General features: G+C 28.4%; 3 protein-coding genes. All 3 read left to right on the top strand.

Annotated features, from left to right (window positions below; translation table 11 throughout):
- A partial coding sequence (locus J7M77_RS07815) for a family 43 glycosylhydrolase (protein WP_296877271.1) occupies positions 1-968 on the top strand: 968 nt, incomplete at its 5' end.
- 96 nt (positions 969-1064) lie between these two features.
- Positions 1065-1907: an AraC family transcriptional regulator gene (locus tag J7M77_RS07810; RefSeq protein WP_296877270.1), complete on the top strand. Its 843-nt coding sequence runs from the start codon at positions 1065-1067 to the stop codon at positions 1905-1907.
- 99 nt (positions 1908-2006) lie between these two features.
- Positions 2007-2834, top strand: coding sequence for an alpha/beta hydrolase-fold protein (locus tag J7M77_RS07805; protein WP_296877269.1), 828 nt, complete (start codon positions 2007-2009; stop codon positions 2832-2834).
- The last annotated feature ends 271 nt before the right edge of the window (positions 2835-3105 follow it).

The following is a 3105-nucleotide window of genomic DNA, read 5'->3' as shown; positions in this document are numbered from 1 at the left end:
GTGGTGGCCGTGACGTTGAAGCACCGCATATTTACTATCGTAATGGCTATTATTATTTGATTTGTGCTGAAGGAGGAACTCGTGAAGGACATATGATTACGATTCAGCGAAGTCATTTTATTTATGGTCCTTATGAAAAATGCCCATTTAATCCTATTGTATCTAATCGAGATCATCCAAAACATCTTTTACAATCAGTTGGTCATGGCGATTTGATTGAAGATAATGATGGTAACTGGTGGCTAGTTGCCTTAGCTACACGCCCTTATAAACATCGTCATCATTTAGGTAGAGAAACGATTTTATTACCAGTTACTTGGCATGATGGCTGGCCTGGAGTATTAGATAAAGATGCTAAAGAAACATATTCAATTGCAAGTACACAGCCAATCAAACAGCCAAAATTTAGTTTTTATGATACTTTTGAAGATAATCAATTAAGATATGAATATAATACGATTAGAAACTTTTTGAAAAATAATTACGTAATTAAAAATAAACAGCTTATTTTAATCGCTAATCAAGAAACTCTAGATACTAAAAAAACACCGGTTTTTCTTGGGGTAAGACAAACAGAAATAAATTGCAGCTATGAAACTAAAATTAATAAATTGGCTGATTTAGATACTAATGCGGGACTTGCAATCATTATGGATCATTTACATCACATGGAAATTGGTGTAACTTTACAAAATCAATTGTATGTTAAAAAAAGAGTTGGTGATCTTGAATGCATTAATAAAAGTATTTTAATTGAAGATGAAATCATAATTGGAATAGATGCGAGCTTAGAGTATTATTATTTTTACTATAAACAAGGCAAGAAAAAACATATTATTGATAAAACTTATGTTAAGCATTTATGCAGTGAAACTAGCTTTTCACCATTTTGTGGAGTTTATGGCGGAATGTTTATTGAAGGAACTGGTATAGCCGTATTTGATTATTTTGCTTATCAAGAAAAATGATTCTTTAAAGGAATGGCTTAGTTTTCATTCCTTTTTTTTGTCAAAATTAGTAAAATCATGTATACTTTTAAGTATAGGGAAAGCAGGTGATAAATCTTGAATAATACCGAATATAAACATGAACTAATTATTCCTAATGAGCATATTCCAGCTAAAATATTTAGTTTTTCAGCACATAATGATTTAAGGATAATTCCTGCTCATTGGCATCGTTCTGCGGAAATCTTGTATGTAAAAAGAGGTAAGTTAAATATTTGGATGAATAAAAAGAAATATGAATTAAATAGAAATGATTTTATTTATATCAATTCTAAAGAAGTTCATTCAACCCAAAGTCCTGAAGATAATGAAGTAATTGTATTACAAATACCTGGTGACTTTTTAGAAATGTTTTCAAATAAAGAATCATTATATATTAATTGTAATACTCTTGAATTAGAAGAAAGCAAAATACTGGCGAAGATTCGCAAACTATTGTATCAAATGTATGTATGCAGTAAACGACAGGATGAAGCTTTTTATTTAAAGTTTTATTCTTATTTATTTGATCTAGGCTATATTTTAGTGAAAAATTTTAGAGTGAAAGAAGATGTCATTGATATTAATACACAAAAGTATCTCGATCGTCTATCAGAAATATGTGGCTATATTAAGGTTAATTATCGTGATAATTTGACTTTAAATAATGTAGCGGAACGGTTTGGTTATACCCCACAGTATTTAGCCCGATTGTTTCAAAAATATACGGGCAGTACTTTTTTAACTTATTTAAATAATATTCGTTTAGATGCTGCTTTTAAACAAATTATGGGAACTGATTATTCAATTTTAACGATTGCTGAGGAAAACGGTTTTGCAAACGTAAAATCACTCAATAAACTTTTTAAAGAAACATATAATATGACCCCTAATGCATATCGCAAGGATTTTAAAAACTAATAATTTCATAATCGCCGCTATTTATATTAATAATAGGATAGATAATCATTAAATCTTTGTTTATAATAATATTAATTAATATAACGAGGAGATGAAAATATGGCATTAGTAAAAGTTGATTTTTTCTCACAGTCATTAATGAGAAATGTATCATTTCAGGCAATTTTACCAGTTGATAAAATTGTTAAAGGGAAAAAACAAAATGAACAAAAGAAATACAAAACACTATATTTACTACATGGAATATTTGGAAATGATTTAGATTGGGTTAATGGAACTAGAATTTTAAGATGGGCTCAAGATCAGGATCTAGCAGTAATTATGCCAAGCGGTGAAAATAAATTTTATGTAGATAATGAAAATAGCCATGAATATTTTTCTAGATTTATTGGTGAAGAACTAGTCGAAATAACTAGACAAATGTTTCCTCTTTCTAATCAAAAAGAAGATACGTTTATTGCCGGATTATCAATGGGTGGTTATGGGGCATTAGTTAATGGTCTTAAATATTATCAAACTTTTGGATATATTGCTATTTTATCGGCTGCTTTATCAATTGAAACTTATCCTAAGGCAACTGATGGTAAAGAAGTTCGTTATCACATGAAAAGAAGTTATTTGGAAAGTGTTTTTGGTAATCTAGATAAACTTGAAGGTAGTGATAAAGATTATAAGGCTTTAGCTTTAAAAATCGAACCTAAACAAATGCCAAAAATTTATATGGCTTGTGGTATCGATGATTTTTTAATTGAAAATAACCATAAATTTAGGGATTTTTTGATTGATCATAATATTGATGTTACTTATGAAGAAGGTCCTGGTGCTCATGAATGGGATTTTTGGGATCGTTATATTTATCGGGTCTTACAATGGCTGCCACTTAATGATAAAAATTCCGGTATTAGTAGTGGTAATGTTGATTTATAAGGAATCTTTGACTAGATTCCTTTTCTTTTTTTAAAAAATTTCAAAAAAATTAAAATAAAAAAAGAAAAAACACTAAGTACGGTTGTATATAGATAGTAGAGGAATAAATTATGTAGTATAATGTCTTTAGATTTAATGATTTATTCTTCTAATTTATATAGAAAGCTAACTATATAAAAATCAAGTGTTTTTGATGAAAAAGTTTGAAAATGTTTAAATTTTTGATTTTATAAGTTAACTGTTAAAGTCCTTTGAAAAGTGAATAGTGATT

This window comes from Thomasclavelia sp., from assembly GCF_017889095.1.
Lineage (GTDB): Bacteria > Bacillota_I > Bacilli_A > Erysipelotrichales > Coprobacillaceae > Thomasclavelia.
This window is presented reverse-complemented; position numbering and strand designations above follow the sequence as displayed.

Coding starts and splice junctions, on each gene's coding strand:
- J7M77_RS07805 (WP_296877269.1), top strand. CDS start 2,007: ATGGCATTAGTAAAAGTTGATTTTTTCTCACAGTCATTAATGAGAAAT.